A 20037-nucleotide genomic window follows, 5' to 3' on the forward strand; every position below is an offset into this window, starting at 1 on the left:
AAAATTATATTAATAGTTTGATCTATACAAAGATTCTTAACATAGAGTCGAACTAGAGATATACCTTTTAAAAAAATTTTATAGTAACACTTTTGCCAGTACGCAATATACTTGTATTGGGAAAGAAGCAAAGCAGTGAGCGACTTTTCTAATATAAAAAAAGGAAGGCGAAAATAATGGATTATAATCAAGAAATTAATACACAAAGGTGCAACAATCCTTGCAATGATCCAATTAGTGTAGGTGCAACATGTGTAGCTCAGATAGACGGAAGGTTCTTCTTGCTTATAGAAATTGAAATAGAAGTTATGGGTATCGAGAGGCAAGAAGTGATTATAATAGAGATAACAGCAGCTCAAGCAGCGGCGTTAATAGCGGCAGGAGTTATGCGTTGTCAAATAGTTACCACAATTCCTCCAAGAGGAAACCTTATTTGTGCATTTGTAGTAGGTCAAAATGTATTCTTAGTATTTAATGTTGAAAATGCAACTGATCGTCTAGTTCTAGTCAGAGTACCTTTATGCACAATTATTTAATCAAAACTTATTAGATAATTATATGATTTGTAGAGTTTTAGAGTATTAGGGTAGAGCTTAGGCTGTACCCTCTTTTTATATCCATTTAACCTCATTTTACCTTTTACTCTTTACACCGAACATATATTCTGGTAATATAATATCAAGAACACATGTTTGGAGTGATAATATGGTAAATCAATCATTAAAATACTCTTTAGTTAATCACAAAGTAATAACCATTATGTATATGAAGGGTTTAGAAATAACTCAAAGAAGAATTCAGGTATTAAAGATGGATAATGAAATTATAAAAACGCTAGATATAGATAAAGGGCAACTTAGAACCTTTAAGATAGAGAACATACTATCAGCAATGGATACAAAGTTGATTGATAGTAATGAAGAAATAAGGGGTAATTATCATGCTAACTAAAATAGATAAAGAAATTCTAAAGGCAATAAATTCTTATGTGAATGCCAATGGCATAAGCCCTACGGTAAGGAATATCTGTGACCTGGTTGAATTGAAATCTTGACGCTGTTTGGAAAGTGGGAAGTGATTTCTCTCGACTCTACTGACTGAGAGTCCGACTCAAAATTAAATTCTTTTTATTCAGGCTCTTGCGACGAGTCATGCGCCGGATGGCTGTATTGAGTTATTAAACTAATTAGTTGACAACATATAGGTGATAACGAAATATCATTAATTGATATATTAGTAACTGATCCAGATGAAGTAGTAGATGAACTAGAATTGAAAATGCAAATTAAAAAGCTATATTCTAAGATGGCCAGTGTATTGAAGTCAAGAGAGAGGATAGTGATAGAACTCAGATATGGAATATGCAATGGTGGATCTAAAATACAACGTGAAATTGCTAAGATGTTAGGTATTTCAAGATCCTATGTTTCTAGAATTGAAAAAGAGCAATAAAAAAATTAAATAAAGCATTGAATGGAAATAATTAAAGGTCAGAATAAAGGCCTTTAATTATTTTATTATTATCATAATTAATGTTATCATAAATGATAAAGCTAACAACTATTATATAAAATATAAAAGAATTCTTACGACAAAAGACGAACCTATACATATGGTAAGAAATAGGATATATTCTATTCGAAAGAAATAAAAATTATTAATATATAACAATTTAAAAAATCAAATAGGGGGTATATATTGTATTAATATTTATATATAATAGACAACTCGAAAAGGAGGGAGAGGGATAGCAGCATGAGTATTAAAGAAAGAACTATGTGGGTTGGAATGCTAATTATAATTGGTGAAAAAATTACTTGGAAGGTCATAGATTCTTATTTGTATTAAGCAATAATCTATTTAATAGAATAATCCGATAATATATACATAGGATATGGTATAAATAATAGGTGAAACTATATTTTAAAATTAATGGGAGTTTATTACTATTTTATTCTGCCTGTTATAATGATATCTTAATTATTATAGGGATATATTAGAAGTTTATAAATTTTTAAAGGAAGTGAAAATAAGATGGGAAAATTAAGTAGAAGATTGAAGACATGTAAACGATGCAAGACACCTATTCATGAAAATTCACTTCGGGAGTATTGTTCTAGATGTTATGGAGTTGTAGAAGAGGTTTTCGATAAAATTAGAGAATATTTAAGAGAATATCCGGGAGCTACTGCCTATGAAATGGAACAAAGATTGGGAATTCCTATCCATGTAATTAACAACTTTATTAAGGATGGGAGACTAGTTGAAATTCCTAATGAGCATTTAAATATTCAATGTTTGCGATGTAACTGCCTATTATTATCTGCATATCATAAGTATTGTCCTATTTGTGAAACAGAAATGAAGAATGGTATTCAAAAAGCTAAGGAAGAATTATCGGGTACACTTGCCAGTTCAAAAGAAACAGGAAAAATGCACTTGAATTATTATTTAAGAAAAAAATAGAAGTATAAATTAAACTACAATTTAGATAGAGTAGAGATTATATCTAAGTTGTAGTTTAATTTATTAATCAATTTTAGTTCTCATAACATATTAATTTATATATATAGGATATAATACTTAATATAATAAATGCTTTGGTTTAGTGGGAATATATGCTAAACTAATATCTGAATATGTTAATGAGGTGATATACGGACATGGTAAATTTATTGACTCCTGATTTATATGTAGAATCGGTTTTAAAGTTAAATTTAGAAAAACTTAAGCAAAAAAATATTAAAGGGCTAATAATAGATATTGATAATACATTAGTATCTTGGGAAATTAAATATGCTAGTGAAAAAACGAAAGAATGGTTATTAAACCTTGAAAAGGAAGGTTTTAAAGTGTGCTTAGTTTCTAACAACACAGAAGACCGGGTTGTTACTTTCAATGAAGAATTAAAGTTACCTGCAATACATAGGGCATCAAAACCAAGAGTAGGTGCTTTTAAAAGGGCTATGGAGGTTATGGGTACAAAAATAGAAAATACTGCTGTAATTGGAGATCAAATTTTCACAGATGTATTAGGTGGAAATCGTATGAGATTATTTACAGTGTTAGTAGTACCTATAGAAGGTAAAGAATTTTGGTGGACAACCTTTGTAAGAAAGATTGAAAGACATGTATTGAGGGTGGTTTTAAAGGATCATAGGGGGGATAAATAGATGATTACAATCAGCGGTAAAACAAAAACTGTTGCTCTTATTGGAGATCCTGTAGAGCACAGTTTTTCTCCATTTATACACAACTATGGATTTCAAACTCATAAATTAAATATGATATATGTTAATCATATAGTAAAAAAGCATTATTTAAAAGAGGCAATTGAGGGTATTAGAGCCTTAGAATATGTAGGTGTAAATGTAACATACCCTCATAAAATAGAAGTAATAAATTATTTAGATGAGGTATCTAAAGAAGCAAGGCTTATTGGAGCTGTAAATACAATAAAAAATGAAAATGGAAAATTGATTGGTTACAATACTGATGGGTCAGGATTTATTTATGGACTGGCTCAAGATGGAATAGAAATAAAAAATAAGACTATTTGTCTATTTGGTGCTGGTGGGTCGGCAAAAAGTATAGCTATTTCTCTTTGTTTAAAAGCCGATTGCGAGGTTATTATTTGTAATAGAAATATTGAGAAGGCAGAAGAGATTCTTTATATAGTTAACAATAATAATAAAAATTTTTTAGGAAAAGTAACACAAGTTGTTACTCCTAATGATCTTAAATTAGAAAATGTAGATATATTGGTAAATTGTACACCTGTAGGAATGGGTAAGTTAAAAGGATTGGTTCCATTTGAAGATAAATTAAAACTTCATAAAAATATGATAGTATATGATTTAATATATAATCCATATGAAACCCCACTTTTGAAAGTGGCCAGAAGCCAAGGCTTAACTACTTATAATGGATTAAATATGCTGGTCGGCCAAGCAATTCTAGCTTTTGAAATATGGACAGGAAAAATATTGAATTTTGATGAAATAAAAAGAATCATTCAAAAACTTTAAATATAATATAATTCAAATATAATTATATTGCAGGAATTTTTAAAATTAGATAGAATAAATATAATTAGTGCAAAAGCCCTATTGCAATTATGAAATAACACAATCAAATAACATGAACAGAAGAAATACAGATATAGATGGACGCTTATGCTGTATGGATGTAGTGGCGTAACCGGCTAACTTTATATTTATTTAATATATAGTTAGTTTTTTTATACAATATTTTTCAAATGAGGGGTTCTATATGAGTGGGAAAACTAAACGTTTAGGGGATTTATTAATAGAAGCCGGACTAATTGAGCAGGAGCAGCTTGAAAAAGCATTAGAGCTCCAGAAGGTTACTTTTAAAAAACTTGGTGAGCTCCTAATTGATGAAGGTTTTGTTAAAGAAAGTCAAATTATTGAGGTGCTAGAATTTCAATTAGGGATTCCTCACTTAGATTTGGAGAAGTATTTTATTAATCCAGAGATGCCTAGACTAATTAGCGAAAAATTAGCAAGACGACATATGTTAATTCCTGTAAAAAAAGAGCGAGGTAATTTAATAGTAGCTATGTCAGACCCTTTAAATATTTTTGCTGTAGACGATATTAAAATAGCTACTGGATTAGAAGTTATACCTGCCATCTCAACAAGACAAAACATTGAAAATGCTATTAATAGATATTATGGTAGCGAAAGTGCAGAAAATGCGATAGAGGAGTTTAAAAGAGAATATAAAATGCCAGATTTAGATGATCTAGAAGCACAGGACACCCTAGATATTAGCAATGCACCAATGGTTAGGCTGGTTAACTCCTTTATTAAGCAAGCTGTTAGACTAAATGCTAGTGATATCCACTTAGAACCTTATGAGAAAACATTAAGACTTCGTTTTAGAATAGATGGAGACTTGCAAGAAATCATGTCTATTGCTAAATCAGCCCATCAGGCAATAATATCAAGAATAAAAATACTTGGTAGGATGGATATTGCAGAAAAAAGGATTCCGCAAGATGGTAGAGTTGAAATGGTAATTGATGGTAGAGATATTGATATGCGTATTTCGATATTGCCAACAGTGTACGGGGAGAAGGCTGTAATACGTCTATTAGATAGAAGCAGTGTTGTTATTTCTAAGGAGCAACTTGGATTTACACAAGATAATTTTAAAATATTTGATGAAATTATTAAAAGTCCACATGGTATTATTTTGGTTACAGGCCCAACTGGTAGTGGGAAAACAACAACTTTATATGCTGCTTTAAAAGAATTAAATAATGTGGCTCGTAATATTATTACAATAGAAGATCCGGTTGAGTATAGGTTGGAAGGGGTTAATCAAGTGCAGGTCAGCAATAAAGCAGGATTAACCTTTGCTAGTGGACTTAAGGCAATTTTAAGACAAGATCCTGATATTGTTATGGTCGGAGAAATTAGAGATGGAGAGACAGCTCATATTGCAGTGAGGGCTGCCATCACAGGTCATCTTGTACTAAGCACAATGCATACTAATGATACAGCCTCAACTGTGACAAGATTTACTGACATGGGTATTGAATCATACCTTGTTTCTTCCTCGGTTATTGGGGTCGTAGCGCAAAGATTAATAAAAAAAATATGTCCTTATTGTAGAGAATCTTATCATTCAACATCAGTGGATAAAAAAATACTAGATATAGAAGAAAATGTATTACTACATAGGGGAAAGGGATGTAATGTTTGTAATTACACAGGCTACAAAGGAAGACAGGCGGTTCAAGAAATTATGCGTGTCGATGAAGCAATACGAGCATTAATTGATGAAAGATCAAGTATAGATAAGATTAGAAAGAAGGCATTAGAAAATGGGATGACTTCTTTAAAAGAAAATTGCAAACAGCTTATATTCCAGGGTATAACAACTGTTGAAGAACTTGCTCGTATAGCCTATGGTTTAGAATAGGAGAAATACTATGGATATTATTAACCTACTAAAAATAGCAATTGATTTAAAGGCTTCAGACTTACACATTACTGTAGCTGTACCTCCGATAGTTAGAGTGAATGGGAAACTACAAAAGATAGATAATCAACCAATAACTCCTGAAATATCTGCTAAATTAATAAAGGATGTACTGACACAAGAGGAACTGAATAAATTAGATGCTAAGGGAGAGCTGGATCTATCCTTCGCCTATTCTGGGTTAGGTAGATTTAGAGTAAATGCTTTTAAACAAAGAGGGAGTTACAGTATGGCATTGAGGGTAGTGGCTCTTAATATACCAACCATAGAAGAGTTAGGCTTACCTATAATAACTAAGGAGTTAGCAAGAAAGCAGAGGGGACTAATATTAGTTACAGGACCAACGGGTAGTGGAAAATCTACCACTTTAGCCGCTATGGTTGATCTTATCAATGATGAAAGAAACTGCCATATACTAACATTAGAAGATCCAATAGAATACTTACATAAACATAAAAAAAGTATAGTTAATCAGAGGGAAATTGGAAATGATTCAATTAGTTTTGCTAATGCCCTGCGTTCAGCCTTAAGACAGGATCCGGACGTAATTTTAGTTGGGGAGATGCGGGACTTAGAAACAATCAGTACAGCTATTACGGCAGCTGAAACAGGACATCTAGTTTTGTCTACACTTCACACTTTAGGAGCTGCAAAAACTGTTGATAGAATTATAGATGTATTTCCACCTCATCAGCAACAACAGATTAAGATTCAGTTATCTTCTGTTTTAGAAGGGGTAATATCACAACAATTAATTCCTAGAGCAGATGGAACAGGACGTATAGGAGCTTACGAAGTGATGGCAACTACACCAGCTATAAGGAATTTAATTCGTGAGGGTAAGAGTCATCAAATCCAGACCTCAATACAAACTGGGGTTAAATTTGGTATGCGAGCTATGGATCAATCTATTACAGAGTTATATAAAAAAGGGTTAGTATCAAAAGAATGGGCATTTGCTAGTGCAGTAGATCAAGATTTTATTACAAGATCCATAGGACTTTAAGTGTACTATCAATATATAACTTTAATTTAAGGGAGTGGCAATATGCCCCTATATGAATACAAAGCAATAACGGATAAAGGTGAGAGTCTAAGTGGTACATATGAAGCCGTTAACGAAAATGAAGTAATAGCGATGCTAAGACAAAGTAGACATTATCCGGTAAAAGTTAAAGAAACTGTTGAGAAAAACAGTATATTAGATAGTTCTATATTTAAAAGTGTAAAGACTAAAGATTTAGCTATTCTTTGTAGACAGTTTTACACGATGCTAAATGCTGGTATACCTATAATAAACTGTCTAGAAGTTTTAAAAGTTCAAACAGAAAATAAAAAGCTAAAAAATACACTAGACGATGTATATGATGATATCCAAAAAGGTGCTGCCTTTTCTACTTCCTTAAAAAATCATAAAAAGGTTTTTCCAGATCTTCTTATAAATATGATTGAAGCTGGAGAGTTAAGTGGTAATTTAGATGCAATTTTAGAAAGAATGTCGATTCATTATGAGAAGGAAAATAAAATTACTAATAAAATTAAAGGTGCTATGGCATACCCATTGATGCTATCTACAGTATCAATTTTAGTAGTAATATTTTTATTAGTATTTGTTATGCCAACTTTTTTAAGTATGTTTGAAAGAACAACACTACCAGCTCCTACAAGGGCATTACTTTTTGTTAGTTACTCATTAACTAGCTATTGGTATGTGTATACTATTGCACTTATATTATTTATTTTAGGATTTAGCCAACTGTATGAGAGTGAAAGAGGAAAACTATTTTTTGACAGACTAAAGTTTAAAATACCAGTGGTTAAAGGCGCTACACAAAAAGTAGTAACGTCACGTTTTACTAGAACCCTATCAACTTTGTTATCCAGTGGTATCCCTTTAATTCAAGCCTTAGAAAGCACCGCTAAAGTATCCGGTAATAAGGTAGTGGAATTAGGAATGAGGCAAGTGATTGATGAAATTTCTATGGGAGCTACATTGACTAATTCTATTGAAAAGATGGGTGTATTTCCACCAATGGTTATTTCTATGATTCAAATCGGCGAGGACTCTGGACAATTAGATGACATATTGGATAAAACAGCTAACTTCTATGATGAAGAAACGGAAAGTGCATTGCGAAAAATGACAACGTTGATTGAGCCTTTAATGATTATTGTTATGGCTATTATTATAGGCCTAATTGTAATAGCAATGATTTTACCTATGTTTGATATGATAAATACAATATCTTTCTAAGGATAAAATCATTATTAATAAGAGAAGACTTTTTAGGGAGTGATGCTAGAAAAGATATAGCGAATCTAATAATGAGAGATTTAAACCATAAAATTATAAAGGGGGAGAAAAGGATGATTAGAATGTTTAGTAAAAGGATGAAAAATCAGAAAGGATTTACACTAGTTGAACTAATAGTTGTTATCGCCATTTTAGGTATTTTAGGGGCTATAGCGGTTCCGAAGTTTGGTGGATTTAAAGAAACAGCAGCAGAAAAAGCTGACGAGGCTACTATGGATGTAATTAGAAATGCTGTGATGATTGCCCTTGCTAATGGAGATATAGAAGTAACAGGAGAAGCAGACGGCACTATTACTATAAATACTACAGAAGATCCGATAACATTTAAAGAAGTCAATATTACCACTGCTAATGGTAATAAACTTGAAGATATTATGACAGATTTACTTGGTACTAAATTAAAAGCACAAGTAACTAGTAAAACTGGGTTTACTGTTACTATCACGAAAATAGGGGATGTAGAAGTAGAGTCTAATCCTTTGTAAGTCAGATATTATATACTAATATATCAAGATATTAATGCATTTTTTAATGGTTAAATTATCAGCTGTCAACCTATAAAGTTATTAAAACTATAATTAATACAGGGCATTTTTCTAATGAAATTTGCCCTCTTGCTATATTAATTTAATCATCAAGGAGAATACCTATGCATCTAAACAATCAAAATGGTTCCTCACTTTCTCTCATATTAGTTATAATGCTTGTTCTAACTATTTTAGGTTCAACGCTTTTATTTTTAAATACTTCTGAAGTCCGTCAAGTATCTAGGGAAGAAAAGAAAGTGCAAGCCTACTATATTGCAAAGTCAGGAGCAGAAGCTATTGCAGAATATATTATTGATGGTTCAAATAACTTAGATGAAGATGAGTTTGAGAGTTTGGTTCTAGATTTAATTAGATCAGAAAAATCGAATCCTGTCAGCTTCGGAAATGGTATTGTAGAAATAGATATTTCTGGAGAAATATCAGAGCTCAATATTGTATCTATAGGAAAAATAGATAGTGTTACTAATGCTATAACAATAACATTAAAAAAAGTAGGAACAAATTATTATAAAATTTTTTCAGAGTATAAAAATTAGTGGAGAGATAAAAAATGAAAGAATTAAGTAACCAAAAAGGATTTACATTAGTAGAACTTATAATTACCCTAGCAGTTATAGGTTTAGTTATTGTTATATTGTCTGCTCTTTATGTGAATAGTTATAAACTAATTGTTTATTCAGGAGAAAAGGTTCAGGTTATATGTGATTTACAAAAACAAGTGGAAGACATCATAGGTGATCAAAGTTATGATGTGGGTGAAAGCAAAACACTACACATAAGCTTTCCAAATATATCAAGGACTATTTCAATTGATGGCAAAGAAGTAAAATTTGAAAAAGAATATGGGAATAAAAAAATTGCCTTATTTTATTTTATACCATATAAATGATAACTATATTTTTATTTTTACAAAAGGGGATTTAGTATGGCAAATAATAAAATGGAATATAGTAGGCTATATAATTTAAACTTAATAAAAAACAATAAAGGGTACACATTTATTGAATTATTGCTGGTTTTAGCATTGCTAGGAATTTTTATGCTGATAATTAATTCTTTGAACATACTAGGGCTTAAAACTTTCAATTTTGCGTCATACCAAGGAAATCTACAACAAAATCTTCGACTAGCTACTAATTTTATAACAAAAGAAACTCGATTTGCTTCAGATGTTCAAATACTTAATTTAAGCTTACCAGCGCTTATAACTGAAATGGAAAAAACAGATAATGAATACCATTATATTTATTTAGAAAACAATGTCTTAAAATATAGATATAAGGATAAATCTAATTATGTTGCAGATGAAATAAAAGAACTGTATTTTAACAAAAGTACTAAAAATATTTTGAAATTTGATATGCTAGGTGAGAATAGTGCTCCTAATTATAAATTAGGAACGGAAGTTGTAATTTTGAATATGCCTCGAAATAAAGAAATTTTAAATTCAGATGGTGTTGCAATTCGATACAAAAAAGTGATTCCTGATTTTCCTATAGATGAGGACCCTAGTAAATGGGATCAATGTGTAATTTTTACAAATACTATTAAACTTACAAATGGTAGTGCAAGTGTTATCGGAGAGAATGCATCTATTATTATTAATGGAGAAAATAACAACACTGTAAGCCTAGGAGGCAATACCAATATTTCTGTAAAGGAACTTTATATCAAAGGTAACTTAGTTATGGAAGGAAGTGCAAGTATTGGAAGTACTGCTATGGGAGGAACAACTTATATAGATGGAAACATAACACTGGATGGAAACCCTATAGTCTATGATCAGCTATATTATACTAAAAATTTAAATACACAACACTGGATTGATATTCCAGCTATTAAAACAGATGAAATCAAATTTCCAGATGTAAGTATGCCAAAGTTTAAAGATAAAGAATGGTATATAGAAAAAGGTTACTCAAACAATACTACCCATCAAAATGGTATGAGATATTATGGTAGCACATATTTATTTCCTACTTGGAACAGTTATTCTGATGTTGTTATAGTTAGTAGTGGAGACATAATTCTATCAGGAAATGTTTCGGTAAGTGGAATACTTTTTGCTCCAAATGGTAAGGTCATTACTGGAGGATCTGCCAATTTCTCAGGAATAATAATAGCTGAAGAAGTTGTTCTAGGAAGTTCAGCTCCCATAATTTTTAAATCTTTTAATACAGAAGATTTACCTTTTTAACTAGATACCAGTTTAAATTTAGATTTAAACTAAGTTTGTACTTATAGAGCATAATAAGTAGTGCTATAATATGAAGGTTTTAAAAATATAAATGGTATAGGGGGAGAGTATATGCTTATTGTAACTTTATTGTTAGGCACTATAATAGGATCCTTTCTAAATGTTTGTATTTATAGAATACCATTAAAAAAGTCTATAGTATTTCCATCTTCTCATTGCTCGAAGTGTAATACTAGTTTAAGGGCCTTGGACCTAGTCCCTGTATTTAGTTTTTTATTTATAAAGGGCAAGTGTAGATACTGTGGTGAAAAAATATCTTATCAATATCCTTTAATTGAAATGCTTAACGGGTTACTTTATTTAGGCGTATATTTGAAATTTGGACTTACTCTAGAGTTTTTAGCATACTCAATTTTATGTAGCATATTGATTGTTGTAGGTATTATAGATTATTATCACCAAATTATTCCTGATACTATAAATATATTCGGATTCGTTTGTGGGTTTATTTTTCACGCTATTAATTTTAGTAGTTTTTTAAATTTCCTTCAATATTTGTTTGGATTTTTAGTTGGAGGAGGATTTTTGTTACTAATCGCTGTTGCTACTAAAGGAGCAATGGGTGGAGGAGATATAAAACTTATGGCCATGCTAGGATTTTGGTTAGGATGGAAATTTACTCTGCTTAACTTATTTCTATCATTTATACTTGGAGGTTTTATTTCAATTATACTTATTTTACTTAAGTTTAAGGATATAAAGGATATGATTCCCTTTGGACCATTTATTGTATTGGCAACTATAATAACGCTATTTTATGGGAATGGTATAATCAGTTATTATATTATGACATTTGTTGCTCATTAAAAGAAAATGAGGTGAGAAAGTGTAATGTTTAATAAAAATGTAATATCAATCGATATTGGAGCATATACAACAAAATTAGTTGTAGGTAGTTACAGAGGTAACAAGGTGGATATCTTACATATAGACTCTTTAAATACTCCTTCAAATTCTATAAATGATGGACAAGTTATAGATTTAAATAAAGTAAAATCTGCGATTAAGGAATGTATCAATAATATGAAGATAAAACCTAAAAAAGTAATATTTACTTTAGATAGCACTGCTATTATAACTAGAGAATTATCTCTGCCATGTGTTAAAAATGAAGAATTAGAACAAATATTGCTCTTTGAAGTACAACAACACTTTCCTACCGATCTAAGTGAGTATGTAATACAGTCTAAAAAGCTAGAAGACTTTGAGGAAGATGGAGTTAAAAAATCTAAGATTGTGGTTGCTGCACTTCCTAAAGTAATTGTTAAAACCTATTTAGAATTAGCGAATGCTTTAGAATTAGAACCAATTGCTTTAGATGTACACTTTAATGGGATAGCAAAGCTTTTTGAAAATAATTTTAATATCAACAGTCAACCCAAAAATCAAGATCAGACTATTGCAATAATTGATCTAGGTTATGATAATATTAATGTTAATATTATTGATAAAAATATTTCAAGATTTAATAGGCTACTAACAATAGGTGGAAAAGAAATTGATTTAAATATAGCCAATAACTTTAATTTTTCTTTAGAAGAAGCACAAAGAATAAAATTAGAGCAGAGCACATTTAAAGATGATAGTACTTCATCTTTATACATTGCAATAGAAGAAGTTATCAGTGGCTGCATAGATAATTGGTTAGATGAAATACAAAGAATTTTCAAGTTTTATACTAGTAGAAGTCCAGAAAACAAAATTAGTAAAATATACCTATATGGTGGGCATGCTAATTTAAAAAATATTACTAAATACTTTGAGTTATTTTTTGATATTCCTACAGAAAGCATAGATGATATAAGCTATATATATATTAAAAATAATGATATCAAAAATATTTCAATAACTACATTTCTTAATGCAATAGGTGCAATAATTAGAAAGTAAGCAGGTGTAAATATGAGAGATTTCAACTTTTTTGAGCCATATTTAACAAAACAAAATCGGCTGTTAAAGAGTCAATTAGTTATATATATTCCTATTTTTATTGTTATTCTTGCTTTGGTTATTACACCAATAGTTAACCAATTAATTATAAAAAGAATGAAAGATCAAACTATGCTTATAAGTGCTATAGTAAATTCTGAAGAGCTCCAAGAAGAAATGAAAAAAATTAGCAATGAGAAAAAACAAATACAAGAACTCGAGGATTACTATAAAACTTTAGAGTCTATAGATAGTGAAATGGTAAAAATTGATATAATAAATGATCTATTTTTACAAACAATTACCGATAGAGTACCTGAAGAGATGTTTTTTCAAAATATTAATATTAGTCAAAGCTCCATACAAATTACTGGCATTGCAAAAAACAATGCGTCTATAGCAGAGTTTGAACATAATCTAAGAGAACTTACTTATTTTGAGAATATATTTGTTTCTAATATTTCTACAAATACTGGAGGTTATGTATTTACAATCTCTTTTCAAATAAAAGGTGGGATTGACGATGAAACTAACTAAAAGAGAAAAAAATATGCTCGTAGTTCTAGTAGGTGTACTATTGATTTATGGGTATATAAATTTCATTATTAATCCTCAAATTTTTAAAATCAAGGATCTGAAAAGTAGAATTAAAGACTATGAATCGATAATTGCTGAAGACAATCACGCTACAGATGCATTAAGCGATTTGAAGAACATATATGAAAAACATTTAAAAAATGTAGAAGGTTATTCTAAAGGTTACTTTACATCTTTGGAACAATCTACTCTTATACTTTTATTAGATAGTTTTATCAATAATACGGAATTAGAAATAGCAGGTGTTGGATTTTCAGATTACAGGATTGAGCAATTAGGAAGTACTGAATTAAATGCAATATCTGCGTCAATACCATTTAGTGGGTACTATGAGTCTTTATTAGATTTTTTAAGGCAGATAAGAAAAAATAATAAAAAGATATTGATTAAAGATATTAATATTTTAAATAATGGTGGAGGCCAAGTATCAGGAAATGTAGTACTAGACTTTTACAGTATTCCTTCTTTAGGTGTAAAAAAATTAAGCAGTAGTATAATTGAGAAAAACTCATATTCAAAGCAAAATCCATTTGATCCTTTTGAAGGTTATATTAATGAATTATTTGATTACTTAGGCAATGATGAGATTAATGCTCAACTAAATTATAATCAAGATCAAGATATGTTTAACCATCAAGATAATATAGCTATAGAAGATATTAAGAAAACTCTTTTAGAAGGTTTCGAAAGTTTGGATATGTTCTTTGTAGGTAATCCAAGGGAAATTGAAGGAAATATTAGTAGAGATACCAATAAAAAACAGGGCAATTATTCTATTAAGCTGGAATATGATTTTTTAATGCAAAGAGGAAATAATATTGCAAATGTTGTTTTTGATAATATAAAACCATCAATATCTATACAGCCAGAGTATATTTCTATTTCAGTTTATTCTTACGAAAAAAATGACCATAAAATGGGTTTTGTTCTAAAGGATGCATTAGGAAAGGAATATAATATTTTATTAGCAGATAAAATTGATTGGATATATTGGAGTACTTTAGAAGCTAAGCTGCCGGAAGAAGTAACTTATCCTGCTCAAATACAACGTATATATGTACAAAGTAATAATCCTGAAAGTAAGATCAATGGAGTATTCTTATTAGATAATATGGAAGTTGCTTATAGAAATACATTGCATCACAGTTATGAAAATGATAATTATATTAATTCTAATTCTAATTAATACATTGAATATTACGTAAAAAGGATGATACAACTTTTAAAAAATATAAGTAAAGGTTTTTATGATGATTATAGTAAAGGATTTATTATGAAGCATAACGACATTAAGAATCCTAATCAAATTAAAATTGGGCAAAAGTTACTAGTATCTAAAATTTAATGTTAATAGAAGACTGACTACTTATGATAAGTATAAAGGGGGATTCCTTTGAAAAAAACTAAAGTGATATTAATTGTTTTAGTTATGATTTTAATTCAATCCATAACTACTTCAATAGATGTCCAAGCTATAACTTTAGAAGATAGGGCGTACAATGAAGGGAAAGTTGTTGGAAGATCCAGTGGGCAGATATATGGACAGAAGGACTATATTAATGGAAAAAAGAATAATTGGCAAAAAGCACATGCTGAAGAAGAAAAAATAGTTATAGATGATTATAATTTAAAGCAAGAAACTGCAATATACCGATTTAATTTTCTTAGGGGATTTAGGGAAGAATTTAAATTGGGTTATGAAAATGGTTATAAAAATTTTAATGGTAATGCAAAGAAAGCTACATATGATATAGGATTAGAACATGGTAGGATATTTGGAATTATAGATGGTGAAATTTATGGTAAGAAGGATTATTATGAAGGCAAAATTAATGATTGGCGAAATCAAATACCATCAGAAGCATCTATTAGAAGAGAACACTCATTAAATAATGATGCAGATAAATATGCAGAAGGTTTCTTATTAGGCTATAAAATTGCCTTTGAAGAATCCTACACTAATACCTATAGAGAAACAAATATAGATAATAGTAAAGCTCCAAAGGAAAATGGAATTTTACACGGAACAGAAATGGGGTTTAAGCTTGGTAGTACACTTGGCCAAATAGATTTTGCAGATAAAAAAAGTAACAATTGGGAAAAGGCACTACCATCTAACTTAGATATTATGATTAAATATAATCTTAATAGAGAAGTTCAGGAATATAGGGAGGGTTTTTTAGTAGGATTTAAAGATGGATTTCGTGATGGATATATAGAATATTTTCAGCAACAAAACATAAACCTAGGAAAAGAAAATATTAATTACAAATCTATATCAATGCTTGGAGGAGATCTTACTAGTACTGATGGAATTATGAAACTGAAAATAGAACCAGGTACAATTTATGAAGAAAAATACCTATCTATACAGAAAGGCGATTTTCCAATCTTATATAATACTAATTCATATATTCCTGTTACAAATACTTACTTCATTAGAATAGAAAATCAATTCAAAACTATTGGTTTACATAATCCTATTATGTTAACCTTTAAATATTATGGATCCGAACGAGGTGGAATATATCAATTAGTTGACGATAAATGGAGATACTTATATAGTAATATAAAAGATGGAGAAATTTCTACAAAGCTAGATTCTAGGTTCTACATTGGAGGAGTATATGCAGTAATTATAGATGACAGCTATACCGAGTTAAAAGATGTTCATAGTAATTGGGCTGGTCAGGAAATATATACATTTATAAGAAGAGATTATATAACTGGGTATAGTGATAAAACATTTAGGCCTGAGGCGAGTATAACTAGGGCAGAATTTATTACTTTATTAGGTAGAGTAATGGAATGGGATAATGATGTGAATCATGATCAGATAAAGAAGTTTAGCGATTATAATACATTTGGATATTATGGAGATGTTATAGCTAAGGCAACATCTTTGAAGCTAATCAATGGTTATGCTGATAACACATTCAAACCAACTAAACCAATTAATTACAAAGAAATTGAATTCATTTTACAGAGGATACCAAATAATAATAAATTTAAATGGAGTGAAATTGAAGATAAGATGATGTACGAAAGGTATACTCGTTCAAAGAGTATATTGAGTAAAGAAAATAACATTACAAAGGCAGAGGTAGTATATATGCTATATCATCTGCAAAATGAAGGTAAAATATAATAGTATTAATTTCTATGAAACAACTAGACTATAGTAATTGCTCTAGTTGTTTTTATAATATGTAGAAAAGTATATACTTATAAAATTTTAGGTAAGTCATAATTTTTGTAGTGTGTTTCAATAAAATCAGCCATTAAATCTTATAAAGGAAAATTTTGTTTTCTTTTTCATATTTTTTAAAAAATTAAGAAGGAAAGGTAAATTTTGTATAGAATACATATGAATATTAAGAAAATTCTGCACTAAATTACATTTATTGATCTAAGTTTACAAGAGAGGTGAAAAAATGACAGATAATGAAAAAGGATTCACATTATTAGAAGTATTAGTTGGTTTATCATTATTTGGCATATTAGGCTTAATTACTATCAGTATACCTAATAGATTATATGATAGAACAGTATTAACATCTGCTGCTATGGAGGTGAAAAGCGCACTCCATTTATCTCAACAACTAAGTCTAGATGAATCAAGAGAATATTGTGTAGAATTTATAGGAGATACATTTAGGGTAAGGGAGTATGTAGTTAGAGGAAGAGTTGTACTTTCAAGAAAGTTTGACAAAAATATTTCTGTATATAAGGCATCACAAAGTAGAATTTCATATAATAGACATGGTGAAACCCAATATGGAAAATTTATATTAGTAAATAAGAAAGGGAAAAAAATTGATATTGATACCTTAATCGGCACTGGGAAAATACGAATATCGGATATATATTAATAGGAGATGATAGTATGTGAAAAAATAAAGGACTAACCCTTGTTGAAGTCTTATTAGCATTATTCATTCTATCAATAGTAATATTAGTATTTAATTCATTCTACTATTTGATTCATAGGTTAATATTTATAGATACAGTAAATCAACAAATGGGCGAAATAGCTAAGACTAAGATGGAAGAACTTAAATCCAATCGTATCTATATAGAAGGGGAAGAATATTCTATTTTAGAATTGCAGAATGAACTTATTAGCTTTAAAGAAAAAGGTTATAAAATTGATATTTCTATTATATCTTTACATGATAATGCAAATATTTGCTATATAAATTTGAAGATAGCTAATGAAACAGGCGATGCTTTCTATAACTTGATTCGATATATTAATTTCTATAAAAGTACTTTCCAAAATATTTATGAAGAGCTTACTATAGATTCAAGTCAATTTAGTTATTAGAATTACAACTGAATTCAATGTTTATTGCAAGTTCAATAGAGAGGGTGAATCATAATTCATACTAATGCTAAAAAACAAGAAAATGGGTATATTTTAATTGAATTAATAGTATCTATTTCGCTTATTTCTATAATTTTAATCAGCATTTCTATGTTATTTTATTTCACTTTTAATACCTATAAAACCCATACTGAATTTTTAGAGGCGAAAAATGATGCACAAATTGTTTTGAAATATATAGAAAAAAGGTTGATGGAATGTAATCAAAAATCTATTATATATTATGGAGAAGAAAAGATATTTCAAGGTAGGGACTATAATAATAAAATAGCCTGGATAGATCTGAGTGGTAAAGTATCAAGAAAACAGAATACATTAATAAATTTTTATAAGGATAAAAATGAAATCCGAGTAAATAAAAATAATGAAAACAATGTGTTGAGTAATAATATAAAAAATGTTATTGTAAATGAACTAGTAGAGGGGAAATTAGTAGAAATTGAAGTTATAACAAGTAAATCTAAATACTCTAGTAAAATAAAATTTAAATTAGAGTACACTAAAATTTAGTATGAGGTCTTTGTTAAATAATCAAAATGGTATAATATATGTAAGCATTATTTTTATTGCTTTGATTATTTTTGTAATTTTAACCTCACTCGTATATATAATGAGCACTAATATTGAAGTTATTAATTCTAATAATGATAGTTACAGAGCTAATTATATTTCAGAATCCATCTTAGAATTAAAGATAATGCAAATAATGGAATTATCAGATAGAGTTATAATAGAGTATTTATTAGATTTGCAGAAATATAAGAAAGAATACATCAAAGATATAAATAACAATCCATCTGTTAAATATGATCCTCCAAAGTTTTCTATTTATGTTGAGCAAAAAATTATTCCCAACATAAAAAAATTAGGTAGTAATGAAAATAATCCCTTCGAGGAATATGAAGATGATCATTACTACAAAATAGATATTGAGTATGACTCTGGAGAAAAAGTTATTAATATTACATCTACAGGAATATACAATAGAGCTAGAAGGTTCATTAAAGCTAAATTAGAATTACCTAAGATTATTGAAAATGGGTTTGATGAATATAATCTTCCGAAAGTTAGTATTTTGCCTGTGAGTATAGTAGAATATTATCAAACTATTGGTTTATAGAATGGAATTTTTAGATTTAGAGGGGGATGAAATTGAAAGTACACAACTATATGGAGGACGTTGTAGACCTAGTGTTTCAACGTATATTAATGGAGGATAAATACAGAAGTCAATGTGTTTGCGAGCAGTGTATAAATGATATTAAAGCCATTGCATTAAATAATCTTAAACCTAGGTATATAGCCACAGAAAAAGGCTCTGTTTTATCTAAGGCTAATATGTTTACAGTGCAATCAGAGATTGATGTTACTAAAGCGTTAGTAGAGGCTATGAAGAAAGTAAGCAAACTACCTAAGCATAGGGTGATAGAGTAGTGGGAAATAATAATATTGTTCTAGTAGGATTTATGGCTACAGGTAAAACTACGATAGGTAAGATGTTAGCACAGACATTAGATCTTGATTTTATTGACATGGATCAATTAATAGAAGAAATAGAAGGGGCAACTGTTAACAATATCTTCACTTTAAATGGAGAGGCTTATTTTAGAGAAAAAGAACATGAAGCATTGGACTTATTTAAAAAATTAGAAAACAAAGTAATATCTACTGGAGGAGGTATTATAATTTCAGCAGATAATCGTAGAAAGTTAAGGGATATCGGTAAGGTTGTTTACTTAGAATCTAGTCCTCAATGGATTTTAACTAATTTAAATAGAAGTGAGACTATTAGACCTTTATTAAATGAAACAAATCCTATTGACAAAATAGTAGAACTCCTTGACGAAAGAAGAAAGTACTATGAAGAGGTAGCTGAGTTTAAAGTGGTAGTAGATGGAAAATCACTTAGTGAAATAGTTAATAATATTATTTCTATAATTCCGCCTGCTCAGTAACATAAAATCTATTCAAAGATAAAAAAGTATGATATTAT

Annotated in this window: 26 protein-coding genes; all 26 read left to right on the plus strand. The window is 29.3% G+C overall.

Annotated features, from left to right (window positions below):
- The first annotated feature begins 176 nt into the window (after positions 1-176).
- Positions 177-536 (plus strand): spore coat protein, encoded by a 360-nt coding sequence (locus tag HYG84_RS12840; RefSeq protein WP_212377830.1) that lies wholly within the window; start codon positions 177-179, stop codon positions 534-536.
- Positions 537-705: 169 nt separating this feature from the next.
- On the plus strand, positions 706-951 hold the full coding sequence (locus tag HYG84_RS12845; RefSeq protein WP_212377832.1) for a hypothetical protein: 246 nt from the start codon (positions 706-708) through the stop codon (positions 949-951).
- On the plus strand, positions 941-1054 hold the full coding sequence (locus tag HYG84_RS20895) for a hypothetical protein (RefSeq protein ID WP_212377834.1): 114 nt from the start codon (positions 941-943) through the stop codon (positions 1052-1054). The genes HYG84_RS12845 and HYG84_RS20895 overlap by 11 nt, the downstream gene beginning before the upstream one ends.
- 224 nt (positions 1055-1278) lie before the next feature.
- Entirely contained in the window at positions 1279-1452 is a 174-nt protein-coding gene (locus HYG84_RS20400) for a sigma factor-like helix-turn-helix DNA-binding protein (RefSeq protein ID WP_249168623.1), read from the plus strand.
- 582 nt (positions 1453-2034) lie between these two features.
- The gene (locus tag HYG84_RS12860) at positions 2035-2466 is read left to right on the plus strand and encodes a hypothetical protein (protein WP_212377836.1); all 432 of its coding nucleotides are present in this window, start codon (positions 2035-2037) and stop codon (positions 2464-2466) included.
- Positions 2467-2663: 197 nt separating this feature from the next.
- Positions 2664-3173, plus strand: coding sequence for a YqeG family HAD IIIA-type phosphatase (locus HYG84_RS12865; protein WP_212377838.1), 510 nt, complete (start codon positions 2664-2666; stop codon positions 3171-3173).
- The gene (gene aroE / locus HYG84_RS12870) at positions 3174-4028 is read left to right on the plus strand and encodes a shikimate dehydrogenase (RefSeq protein ID WP_212377840.1); all 855 of its coding nucleotides are present in this window, start codon (positions 3174-3176) and stop codon (positions 4026-4028) included.
- A gap of 244 nt (positions 4029-4272) precedes the next feature.
- Positions 4273-5952 (plus strand): GspE/PulE family protein, encoded by a 1680-nt coding sequence (locus HYG84_RS12875; protein WP_212377842.1) that lies wholly within the window; start codon positions 4273-4275, stop codon positions 5950-5952.
- Positions 5953-5962: 10 nt separating this feature from the next.
- A complete protein-coding gene (locus HYG84_RS12880; RefSeq protein ID WP_212377844.1) occupies positions 5963-7018 on the plus strand; it encodes a type IV pilus twitching motility protein PilT in 1056 nt (351 codons plus the stop codon).
- A 42-nt stretch (positions 7019-7060) separates the two neighbouring features.
- Entirely contained in the window at positions 7061-8266 is a 1206-nt protein-coding gene (locus HYG84_RS12885) for a type II secretion system F family protein (RefSeq protein WP_212377846.1), read from the plus strand.
- Between the two features lie 113 nt (positions 8267-8379).
- The gene (locus tag HYG84_RS20570; RefSeq protein ID WP_305829049.1) at positions 8380-8811 is read left to right on the plus strand and encodes a type II secretion system protein; all 432 of its coding nucleotides are present in this window, start codon (positions 8380-8382) and stop codon (positions 8809-8811) included.
- Positions 8812-8975: 164 nt separating this feature from the next.
- Positions 8976-9410 (plus strand): pilus assembly PilX N-terminal domain-containing protein, encoded by a 435-nt coding sequence (locus tag HYG84_RS12895; RefSeq protein ID WP_212377848.1) that lies wholly within the window; start codon positions 8976-8978, stop codon positions 9408-9410.
- Between the two features lie 14 nt (positions 9411-9424).
- A complete protein-coding gene (locus HYG84_RS12900; protein ID WP_212377850.1) occupies positions 9425-9763 on the plus strand; it encodes a PilW family protein in 339 nt (112 codons plus the stop codon).
- A 36-nt stretch (positions 9764-9799) separates the two neighbouring features.
- Complete coding sequence (locus tag HYG84_RS12905) at positions 9800-11071, plus strand: prepilin-type N-terminal cleavage/methylation domain-containing protein (protein ID WP_212377852.1); 1272 nt, start codon at positions 9800-9802, stop codon at positions 11069-11071.
- Positions 11072-11182: 111 nt separating this feature from the next.
- Entirely contained in the window at positions 11183-11938 is a 756-nt protein-coding gene (locus tag HYG84_RS12910; RefSeq protein ID WP_212377854.1) for a prepilin peptidase, read from the plus strand.
- A 24-nt stretch (positions 11939-11962) separates the two neighbouring features.
- Positions 11963-13021, plus strand: a complete 1059-nt coding sequence (gene pilM / locus HYG84_RS12915; protein WP_212377856.1) for a type IV pilus assembly protein PilM — start codon at positions 11963-11965, stop codon at positions 13019-13021.
- Between the two features lie 12 nt (positions 13022-13033).
- The gene (locus HYG84_RS12920; protein WP_212377858.1) at positions 13034-13597 is read left to right on the plus strand and encodes a PilN domain-containing protein; all 564 of its coding nucleotides are present in this window, start codon (positions 13034-13036) and stop codon (positions 13595-13597) included.
- The gene (locus HYG84_RS12925) at positions 13584-14843 is read left to right on the plus strand and encodes a hypothetical protein (protein ID WP_212377861.1); all 1260 of its coding nucleotides are present in this window, start codon (positions 13584-13586) and stop codon (positions 14841-14843) included. The genes HYG84_RS12920 and HYG84_RS12925 overlap by 14 nt, the downstream gene beginning before the upstream one ends.
- A gap of 24 nt (positions 14844-14867) precedes the next feature.
- Positions 14868-15002, plus strand: a complete 135-nt coding sequence (locus HYG84_RS12930; protein WP_212377863.1) for a LysM peptidoglycan-binding domain-containing protein — start codon at positions 14868-14870, stop codon at positions 15000-15002.
- Positions 15003-15050: 48 nt separating this feature from the next.
- Positions 15051-16805 (plus strand): S-layer homology domain-containing protein, encoded by a 1755-nt coding sequence (locus tag HYG84_RS12935; RefSeq protein ID WP_212377865.1) that lies wholly within the window; start codon positions 15051-15053, stop codon positions 16803-16805.
- 286 nt (positions 16806-17091) lie between these two features.
- Positions 17092-17529 (plus strand): type II secretion system protein, encoded by a 438-nt coding sequence (locus tag HYG84_RS12940; RefSeq protein ID WP_212377867.1) that lies wholly within the window; start codon positions 17092-17094, stop codon positions 17527-17529.
- Between the two features lie 107 nt (positions 17530-17636).
- On the plus strand, positions 17637-17984 hold the full coding sequence (locus tag HYG84_RS12945; protein ID WP_249168624.1) for a hypothetical protein: 348 nt from the start codon (positions 17637-17639) through the stop codon (positions 17982-17984).
- 228 nt (positions 17985-18212) lie between these two features.
- Positions 18213-18554, plus strand: coding sequence for a hypothetical protein (locus tag HYG84_RS12950; protein ID WP_249168625.1), 342 nt, complete (start codon positions 18213-18215; stop codon positions 18552-18554).
- A 1-nt stretch (position 18555) separates the two neighbouring features.
- Positions 18556-19164, plus strand: coding sequence for a hypothetical protein (locus tag HYG84_RS12955; protein ID WP_212377869.1), 609 nt, complete (start codon positions 18556-18558; stop codon positions 19162-19164).
- Positions 19165-19196: 32 nt separating this feature from the next.
- The gene (locus HYG84_RS12960; RefSeq protein WP_249168626.1) at positions 19197-19478 is read left to right on the plus strand and encodes a late competence development ComFB family protein; all 282 of its coding nucleotides are present in this window, start codon (positions 19197-19199) and stop codon (positions 19476-19478) included.
- Complete coding sequence (locus tag HYG84_RS12965) at positions 19478-19999, plus strand: shikimate kinase (protein WP_212377873.1); 522 nt, start codon at positions 19478-19480, stop codon at positions 19997-19999. The genes HYG84_RS12960 and HYG84_RS12965 overlap by 1 nt, the downstream gene beginning before the upstream one ends.
- The last annotated feature ends 38 nt before the right edge of the window (positions 20000-20037 follow it).

Origin of the sequence: Alkaliphilus sp. B6464 (genome assembly GCF_018141165.1) — a bacterium.
Lineage (GTDB): Bacteria > Bacillota > Clostridia > Peptostreptococcales > Natronincolaceae > Alkaliphilus_B.

Excerpts from the sequence above, each read along its gene's own strand:
- HYG84_RS12840 (WP_212377830.1), top strand. The coding sequence starts at position 177 with ATGGATTATAATCAAGAAATTAATACACAAAGGTGCAACAATCCTTGC.
- HYG84_RS12845 (WP_212377832.1), top strand. The coding sequence starts at position 706 with ATGGTAAATCAATCATTAAAATACTCTTTAGTTAATCACAAAGTAATA.
- HYG84_RS20895 (WP_212377834.1), top strand. The coding sequence starts at position 941 with ATGCTAACTAAAATAGATAAAGAAATTCTAAAGGCAATAAATTCTTAT.
- HYG84_RS20400 (WP_249168623.1), top strand. The coding sequence starts at position 1,279 with ATGCAAATTAAAAAGCTATATTCTAAGATGGCCAGTGTATTGAAGTCA.
- HYG84_RS12860 (WP_212377836.1), top strand. The coding sequence starts at position 2,035 with ATGGGAAAATTAAGTAGAAGATTGAAGACATGTAAACGATGCAAGACA.
- HYG84_RS12865 (WP_212377838.1), top strand. The coding sequence starts at position 2,664 with ATGGTAAATTTATTGACTCCTGATTTATATGTAGAATCGGTTTTAAAG.
- aroE (WP_212377840.1), top strand. The coding sequence starts at position 3,174 with ATGATTACAATCAGCGGTAAAACAAAAACTGTTGCTCTTATTGGAGAT.
- HYG84_RS12875 (WP_212377842.1), top strand. The coding sequence starts at position 4,273 with ATGAGTGGGAAAACTAAACGTTTAGGGGATTTATTAATAGAAGCCGGA.
- HYG84_RS12880 (WP_212377844.1), top strand. The coding sequence starts at position 5,963 with ATGGATATTATTAACCTACTAAAAATAGCAATTGATTTAAAGGCTTCA.
- HYG84_RS12885 (WP_212377846.1), top strand. The coding sequence starts at position 7,061 with ATGCCCCTATATGAATACAAAGCAATAACGGATAAAGGTGAGAGTCTA.
- HYG84_RS20570 (WP_305829049.1), top strand. The coding sequence starts at position 8,380 with ATGATTAGAATGTTTAGTAAAAGGATGAAAAATCAGAAAGGATTTACA.
- HYG84_RS12895 (WP_212377848.1), top strand. The coding sequence starts at position 8,976 with ATGCATCTAAACAATCAAAATGGTTCCTCACTTTCTCTCATATTAGTT.
- HYG84_RS12900 (WP_212377850.1), top strand. The coding sequence starts at position 9,425 with ATGAAAGAATTAAGTAACCAAAAAGGATTTACATTAGTAGAACTTATA.
- HYG84_RS12905 (WP_212377852.1), top strand. The coding sequence starts at position 9,800 with ATGGCAAATAATAAAATGGAATATAGTAGGCTATATAATTTAAACTTA.
- HYG84_RS12910 (WP_212377854.1), top strand. The coding sequence starts at position 11,183 with ATGCTTATTGTAACTTTATTGTTAGGCACTATAATAGGATCCTTTCTA.
- pilM (WP_212377856.1), top strand. The coding sequence starts at position 11,963 with ATGTTTAATAAAAATGTAATATCAATCGATATTGGAGCATATACAACA.
- HYG84_RS12920 (WP_212377858.1), top strand. The coding sequence starts at position 13,034 with ATGAGAGATTTCAACTTTTTTGAGCCATATTTAACAAAACAAAATCGG.
- HYG84_RS12925 (WP_212377861.1), top strand. The coding sequence starts at position 13,584 with ATGAAACTAACTAAAAGAGAAAAAAATATGCTCGTAGTTCTAGTAGGT.
- HYG84_RS12930 (WP_212377863.1), top strand. The coding sequence starts at position 14,868 with ATGATACAACTTTTAAAAAATATAAGTAAAGGTTTTTATGATGATTAT.
- HYG84_RS12940 (WP_212377867.1), top strand. The coding sequence starts at position 17,092 with ATGACAGATAATGAAAAAGGATTCACATTATTAGAAGTATTAGTTGGT.
- HYG84_RS12955 (WP_212377869.1), top strand. The coding sequence starts at position 18,556 with ATGAGGTCTTTGTTAAATAATCAAAATGGTATAATATATGTAAGCATT.